Here is a 7670-nt window from a genome sequence, read left to right on the forward strand (position 1 = left end):
CTTCAGATCCCTGATCTTCTGACGAACTTCGGTCTTCGTCTTGCCATAGACCTTCGGCCGACGACGCTTGCCGTTCGGGGCGTACCCCAAGGAGACGGCACCGACGTAGCTCTTCTTGGCGGCATCCCAATAGATCGTGTCCGCACCGTGGCCAGCCCTTGGGGTTCGCTTCGGGGTCTCGGTCATGATCTGTTGTGCCTCCGATAGGACAGCACCGCGCCCCGAAGGACGCGGTCCTGTGAACTGGTGTGTTGAGGGCTCAGGCGGCGGCTTCTGCTTCGCGCTTGAGGAGTTCGACGTACCGCGCGATGTACTCCAGCGGCACGAGTCGGCGACGGCCGATGCGGACGGTCTGAAGGCGTCCGAGGCGGATCTCCTCGTAGATCAGCGATCGGCCGATATCAGCTTGGCGGCTGCTTCCTCCGGCCGAAAAAGCAACCGCTCGACGGGACCGGTGAGCGTGACGCCCATGTCGGGGTGCCTCCTAGGCAGGAAGGTCTTGGGTGCGTGTCATGGGCCCGTGTGTGTCCGAGGTTCGGATTTCTGCGTCACCGCGTCACCTGCGTCACCCGTGCTGTCTGACCTGCGGGTTTCGGGTGACGCAGAGCGGCGCGGGTGCGTCATCGGTGACGCAGGCTGTTCGTCACGGTGACGCGGGGTGACGCACATTTTCGTCTCTGCGTCACCGCTGTATGCGCAGGTCACGTGCCGTCTTTCCGCCCTTGGTGACGCAGGTGACGCAGCGCTCCCCTACTTAGGAAAAATGGGGGCGTCTGTGGTGGTGCGGTGCGGCTCAGGGCGTGAAGAAGGAGCCGCTTCGCGGCACGTCCTGAGCAAGGCGGCGCCGCCGCCGAACAGCAAGAGGAGCACGCCTGGCCGGTGGTGCTCCTCTTGCTCGTGCGGTCGGGCGGCGACGGTCAGAACGCCTGTTGCTCGTGCGGCGGCGTGCCCGGAGAGCGGGTCAGTTCGATGTACCGGCCCTGCTTGGTGCGGCCGGAGTCGATGAGGACGCCCCGGGCGGCGAGGGTGGGCTGTAGCCGCTTGAGGCGTCGGAGAGCACCTTGCGGGTGGTGGGCCAGCCTTTGGGGGCGGAAGTCCTCTCCGGTGTAGAGGCGGGTGAGGCAGTGCAGCCACTCCGTGGACGTCATCCGCTGCTCGGTGCCGGGTTCGACGTCGGCGGCGTGGCGCAGGACGGTCTGTGCCAACAGGTCGCCCTCGATCACGTCGTCGTTGAGGTCGTCCAGGCTGGCCCGGTACGCGGCGAGCGCTCCGAACCCAGTCGCCGCGTCGAGCTGCGCGCACAGGTGCGCGAAGTCCACCATGCGCAGGTCCGTGGGTGTCTCCGTGTCGATCGCCCGGACCTTGACCGTGAGATCCAGGAGTGAGCCGAGGACCACGGGCAGGACCTCTGCGTACTCCGCCCATAGCTCTGCCTCGGTGCGCCTCACCTTCGACCGCTCCAACCTGAGCGGCAGGAGCCGTTCGGCGAGGTCGGGCCTGATCACCCCGACGTCGATTCCGGTGAGGAGCAGGGGTCGGCGGTAGCGGGCGCGGAAGACGTCCCCGTCGGTGAACAGCGCGCGCTTGACGTTCTCGGCACCGGTGACGATGCAGCACATGCCGTCGGAGAGGTCCGGGGTCATGTGGGAGAGGTTGTCCAGGGCGGTGACCCATCCGGCGGCCACGGCCGCGATCAGGTTCTCCTCATCCTTGGGGGCGCGGCGCAGGTCGCCGCAACGCAGAAGCGCGGGTCACGCGCGGAGTCACGGCGGCGCATGAGGTCGACTTGGAGCAGGCACTCATCATGGGCGAGCGGGCTCTCGAAGGGGACCATCAGTCGGTGCCGTCGCTCATCATGACCAGCCGCGAACTCGCTGCCGAGATGAGGCGCCGGTACAGCTCCGGACCGGCGGCACAGGACTACCTCGCACGGCTGCACTCACTTGCTGCACAGAGGCCGGGATTCATGCCTCGGTGAAGGCCATGAAAGCAGAATCTCCCAAGTGCCTGACTCAGAGACCTCCGGCCATCCGCACCCTTCCGGAGCGGTGGGAGAATTACATCATCAAACCGACCACCACTCGTCGAGCCTTGCTTTAATTTCGGCAATTAGCTCATCTCGTGCCGCCACGGCTGCCCTGAGAGCCCGCTCCGCATCCATGCACAATTCGTCCGAGATCGGAGGGCCATTTCTTACGCAACTTTCCACTAGCTCGCGTGCGTCAATCAAGCGATTGCCGAGGTTGGTGGCGTCGACGGCCACCCCTCTCCCGCCACCGACCGCGCTATTCATGCTGCCCCGTCGACTGATAAGAAAGCTGGACTGTCTCGCATGAGCCATCCAAATTCCATCTAACAGCGCCTCATCGAATGCAGAATTTAATGCCAAATGCACGACCGTAAATCCATCCTCGAATACTTCCAGGTCAACCGGAGTGCCACTCGTAAGTTTTCGGTAGGCATTTTCGAGGAATTCCAGATAGTTTCTCGTCGAAGCCCTGATGCCGATAACTCTTCGAGCTTGGCCTTCGCGGTCGCTCTTCCTCTCCCGATCCCACTCCTGCTGGAAATGCCGCTGTTGCCATTCCTCATCGCGCTGCGCCTGCTCCCGCTCTCGCTGCGCCTGCTCCCGCTCGTTCTGCTCCGTGCGCATGTCTCGCTCTCGGCTCGCATCGGCCTGCCGGCGGTGCAGCAGTATCGGCCCGATCACCGTTGCGGCCGCACCGAGGGCCGCGCCGCTAACCACTCCTATTAGCCCGTAGAGGGCAGCATGATCTGACACGGGACCAGCATGTCTCGATGTGAACGGTCAGACAACTCCACTGCTCCGCACGCAAGTTGCGCTACTCCACCCGACCGACCCCTCAAGCGGTGGATCCAGCACAGCCAGCCGCATCGCCAGAACAGGAGAGCGAGAAAGGCCGAGTGAAGGCGCTGTCGGGTGAACCGCAGACCCAGCGCGCATGCCCTCTCGACCCACCAGCCAACCTGGCCTGCAAGGCAGCCGCGTTGAGGTACTGCACAGTGCAGATGCCGCCCAGGGATGCCCTGCGCGGGGGGGGGCCAAACAGGGGGACAAACGACGCAGCCGCACAGGGACAACCCCGGACACTAACGGATCGCGCTGGAGGCGAAGGGGCAGGCTAGGAACCCCAGACCAAGGTCACAGAGGGCTTGATCGCGTTCGGGACGAAGAGGTCGTGGGTTCAAATCCCGCCACCCCGCCAGTGAAGTTCCAGGTCAGGGGCCTGATCCGCTAAGCGGATCAGGCCCCTGAGTGGCTTCTGTACTGCCGGCGATCAGAAGTGCCGGTGAGGCGGAACCGGCGCCCGATGGAGGGGCGTCCAAGCGAGGTAGAACGGTCCCAGCGGGTGCGGTGGGGTGGTGTCGGCCGGCGCCGAACGACCGCGGACAGTGGGGGTGGCATGGAGGAGTTGCGGGACGCTGATCCTCGCATCGTTGGCCCGTTTCGGCTGGTGAAGCGGCTGGGCGGGGGCGGGATGGGTCAGGTGTTCCTGGGCCGGTCACGCGGGGGTCGGCTGGTGGCCGTGAAGTTGGTGCGGCCGGAGTTCGCCGGTGATGCCGGCTTTCGACGTCGGTTCGACCGTGAGGTGCGGGCGGCGAGAGAGGTCGGCGGCTTCTACACCGCTCATGTGCTGGACGCGGATCCGACGGGTGATCCTCCGTGGCTCGCCACCGCCTACATACCCGGGCCCTCGCTGGAGCAGGCCGTCGCTCTGCACGGGCCCCTGCCGGAAGACGCGTTGGGACGGCTCGCCGCCGGCCTCGCGGAAGGGCTGACCGCCGTGCACGGGTGCGGGATGGTCCATCGGGATCTCAAACCCGGCAACGTACTGCTGGCGGCGGACGGCCCCCGCCTGATCGACTTCGGCATCGCCCGTGCCGCCGAGGACACCCAGCTCACCGGTACCGGCTTGTCCATCGGCACGCCCGGCTTCATGGCTCCGGAACACATCATCGGCAACCGGGCGGGCCCCGAGTCGGACGTGTTCGCACTCGGGGCTGTACTCCACTTCGCGGCCACCGGACGGCTCCCCTTCGGCGTGGGCGCCCCCCACGCCGTGAACTACCGCGTGGTGCACGAGCCTCCGGATCTGGACGGGTTGCCCGCGCCGCTCGTCCCGTTGGTCTCCGACTGCCTCGCCAAGGAGGGCACCCGGCGGCCGACCCTGGCCCAGTTCCTCGACCGGGTCCTGGTTCCCGAGACCGCGCAGGTGTCGTGGCTGTCTCCCGCGGTGACCACGATGATCGACGCGTTGGAAGTTCCGACTGCGGCGCCGGTCGGGACCTTCTTCGGCGGAACCGATCCGGACACGGGCGCGGCCGTCGAGCGCGGCCTGAGGAAGGGGAGCAGCCGAGTACGGCAAGAGGATCGGGACGGCGAAGAAGAACGGAACCGACGCCGGGAGCGTGCCCAGCGGCTGCTGATACGCGCGGAAGAGGTGGTCTCACACATCGTCGGCGTTCGGTCGCGCACCTGGGCACTGGCTCATCTCGCGGCGGCCGCTCAGGCGGTCAATCCGGCGCGGACCGGATTCCTGGCCGTGGAGGCGCATCAGTGCGCGGCCACCGCGCCCGACACCCTGACACAGATCCGGGCACTGGCTGCGGTCTCTTCGGAACTGGCCGCCACCGACAACGATCGTGCGCGTGCCGCGGCCGAACGGGCCGAGGCGCTGGCCCTGGCGATACGCGGCCCGGGCCAGCAGAAGGCCCGACGCAAGGCCCTCCTCGCCGCCGCCGCGGCACTCGCCCCCGTCGCACCCGACCGGGCGGAACAGATGGTCAAGAACACCCCCGATACGACCAAGCGCAATTACAAGTTGCGCGACATCGCCATCGCGATGGCGGCCGTGGACCCCGACCGTGCCGAGCGGATCGCTCGGGAGCTCTCCGGCTGGATGGACACCACACTCTTCGGCTGGACACTCCACCACATCGCGGTCGCACACGCCGCCACGCACCCCGACCGCACGGAACGGATCGCAGGCGAGCTTGCCGACCGGATGAACTGGTCCCACACCGACACGCTGCTGGAGGCGGTCGTGGACGGCGTGGCCCTCGGCAACCCGGACCGTGCCGAGCGCACCGCGCAGTCCATCCGTAGCAAGAGCAGCCGCAAATGGGCGCTGTCCAAGCTCGCTCGGGCACTGACACCCATTGATCCGGAACGCGCACTCCGTATCGCTGTCGCCATCGAAGATACGCACGTTGACCGTGCGCGCGCCGAGCTGTTCCAGCAGCTGGTAGAAGAAGACTCCGAGCGTGCCGAGCGTGACGCCCGCCTCACGCTCGGCCAGGAGGAGCGCGCCGCCGCGCTTTTCGAGCTGTTCCTCAGAATGCGCCACGAGCACCCGCAGCGGGCCTGGCGGGCCGCGCGCGAGATACCGGACGGTGAACCTTGGCTGCGTGTACGCGTGTTGGAGGTCATCGCCGGGGACCTGGACGCCGAGGGTGCCTCCGAGCGGGCCGAGCAGGTGCTTCAGGAGGCCAAGGACATCGCCTCAGGCATCTCCGACGCGGAGGAACGTGAGCACACCCTCGCCCATGTCGCCAAGACGCTGGCTCGGATCGACCCCGTCCAGGCGGGTAACTTGCTTGACGGCATCACCTATCCGGACACCCGAGCCTATGCGTTTCTCTTCCTGGCTCTCACGCTGCGCGACAGCAACTCCGCCGCGGGCGAAGAGGCGTTCCACGAATTCGTGCGGGCCGCGCACCTCATCAACGATCGCACGATGCGGCAGTTCACTCTGTTGCACGGGGTCGAGGAAGCGGCCAAGACTGCCCCGCGGTGGGCCACCTCACTGGCTCTGGAGATCGCCGACAAGGAGCACACCGACCGGTACGAGGTACTGGAGGGACTCGCTGTGGCCTTGGTCGACTTCCTTCCCGAGGTCGCCGGGCGCCTCGCGATCGAGGGCGTTCACGCCGCTCGGCGTGAGAGGGACGGCGACGCAGACGGCGACAACGCACGCCGCTCGTTGGTGACGCTGGCTCAGGTCGATCCCGCCGCGGCGGCGAGGCTCAGCATGGGTTCGCGGGCGAACCAACCGGACGAGGCTCTAATGGAGCTCGTGAAGGCGATGGCGCACGAGGCACGCCTGCATGCCAACGAGTGGTTTTGGGGCGATTGAACCGCGGGCCAGTCAGGCTTGGGCAGCGAGCGGCACTCACGCGTTGGCATGTGCCGACTCCGGGGGCAGCGGTTCGGTGTCCGGACCCGTGTCCGTGTCCGGACGGCTACCTGGGTGCGTGTCCCGGCCCACGGCCTTCGGGGCGCCGGCCCGTCGGGCCAACGGCTCCGTGTAGCGCGTCGTGATCGGGCCCAGCACGACCAGGATGAGGACGTAAGCCGTCGCCAGCGGGCCGATGCGGGGCTCGACGGCCACCGCGAGTCCGGCGATGACGATCGAGAACTCGCCCCGGGCGACCAGCGTGCCGCCCGTCCGCCAGCGGCCGCCGCCCCGGATGCCGGCCCTGCGTGCCGCGTACCAGCCGGTGGCGACCTTGGTGAGCGTGGTGACGGCGGCCAGGAGCAGGGCGGGGACCAGGACGGGCGGGATGTCGGCCGGGTCGGTGGACAGGCCGAAGAAGACGAAGAACACGGCGGCGAACAGGTCGCGCAAGGGGGTCAGGAGGCTGCTCGCGCCCTCGGCGACCTCGCCGGAGAGGGCGATGCCCACGAGGAAGGCGCCGACCGCCGCCGAGACCTGGAGCTCCTGGGCGAGGCCCGCCACGAGCAGGGTCAGGCCGAGGACCACCAGCAGGAGCATCTCCGCGCTGTCCGAGGAGACCGCGCGGCTGATCAGCCTGCCGTGCCGGAGCGCCAGGTAGAGGACCGCGCCGACGGTGCCCAGGGAGATCAGCAGGGTGACGGCGCCGCCGGCCAGGCTGACGCCCGCAAGCAGGGCCGTGAGGATCGGCAGGTAGACGGCCATCGCGAGATCCTCGATGACCAGGATGCCGAGCACGACGGGGGTCTCGCGGTTGCCGAGCCTGCGCAGGTCGCCGAGGACCTTGGCGATGACGCCGGACGAGGAGATCCAGGTGACGCCGGCGAGCGCCACGGCGGCCACCGGGCCCCAGCCCAGGATCAGCGCGGCTACGGCGCCGGGTACGGCGTTGAGGACGAAGTCGACCGCGCCGGAGGGGTATTGGGTCTTGAGGTTGGTGACGAGTTCGGAGGCGCTGTACTCCAGGCCGAGCAGGAGGAGCAGCAGGATGACGCCGATCTCCGCGCCCGTGGCGACGAACTCCTCGCTGGCCTGGAGGGGCAGGATGCCTCCGTGTCCGAAGGCGAGGCCGGCCAGCAGGTAGAGGGGGATGGGTGAGAAGCCCACCCGGCCCGCGAGGCGGCCCAGGAGCCCCAGAGCGAGAATGATCGCTCCGAGTTCGATCAGCATGGCGGTCGTGTGGTGCACGGGCGTCTGTCCTCCGGTCGGATCGGTGGCGGCGTCAGTGCGCGGCGTCTGTGCGGCGGCGTCTGTGCGGCGGTCAGTGCGGCGGCGTCAGTGCGCGGCGTCAGTGCGCGGCGTCAGTGCGCGGCGTCAGTGCGGCGGCGTCTGTGCGGCGGCGTCTGTGCGGCGCGGTGCCTTCTCGGCCTCCTGGCGTGGCCCAGGGGGCCGGGGCGGCCGACGTGCCGAGGG

The 7670-nt window shown here is 68.2% G+C and carries 3 protein-coding genes and 1 pseudogene; 1 reads left to right on the forward strand and 3 read right to left on the reverse strand.

All coding sequences use genetic code 11. The features are described 5' to 3' along the window. Positions 1 to 917: 917 nt before the first annotated feature. Positions 918 to 1733: pseudogene (locus DMH12_RS20855) on the reverse strand (ATP-binding protein); the annotation flags it as partial. A gap of 332 nt (positions 1734 to 2065) precedes the next feature. Further along, the gene (locus DMH12_RS20865) at positions 2066 to 2653 is read right to left on the reverse strand and encodes a hypothetical protein (protein WP_125493027.1); all 588 of its coding nucleotides are present in this window, start codon (positions 2651 to 2653) and stop codon (positions 2066 to 2068) included. 772 nt (positions 2654 to 3425) lie between these two features. Here DMH12_RS20865 and DMH12_RS20870 point away from each other — a divergent pair. Next, positions 3426 to 6158 (forward strand): serine/threonine-protein kinase, encoded by a 2733-nt coding sequence (locus DMH12_RS20870; protein ID WP_125493028.1) that lies wholly within the window; start codon positions 3426 to 3428, stop codon positions 6156 to 6158. Between the two features lie 36 nt (positions 6159 to 6194). Here DMH12_RS20870 and DMH12_RS20875 read toward each other — a convergent pair whose 3' ends face one another. Next, positions 6195 to 7445, reverse strand: a complete 1251-nt coding sequence (locus DMH12_RS20875) for a cation:proton antiporter (RefSeq protein ID WP_125493029.1) — start codon at positions 7443 to 7445, stop codon at positions 6195 to 6197. Between the last annotated feature and the right edge of the window lie 225 nt (positions 7446 to 7670).

The sequence above is a fragment of the Streptomyces sp. WAC 04229 genome, assembly GCF_003947455.1.
Classification (GTDB): Bacteria; Actinomycetota; Actinomycetes; order Streptomycetales; family Streptomycetaceae; genus Streptomyces.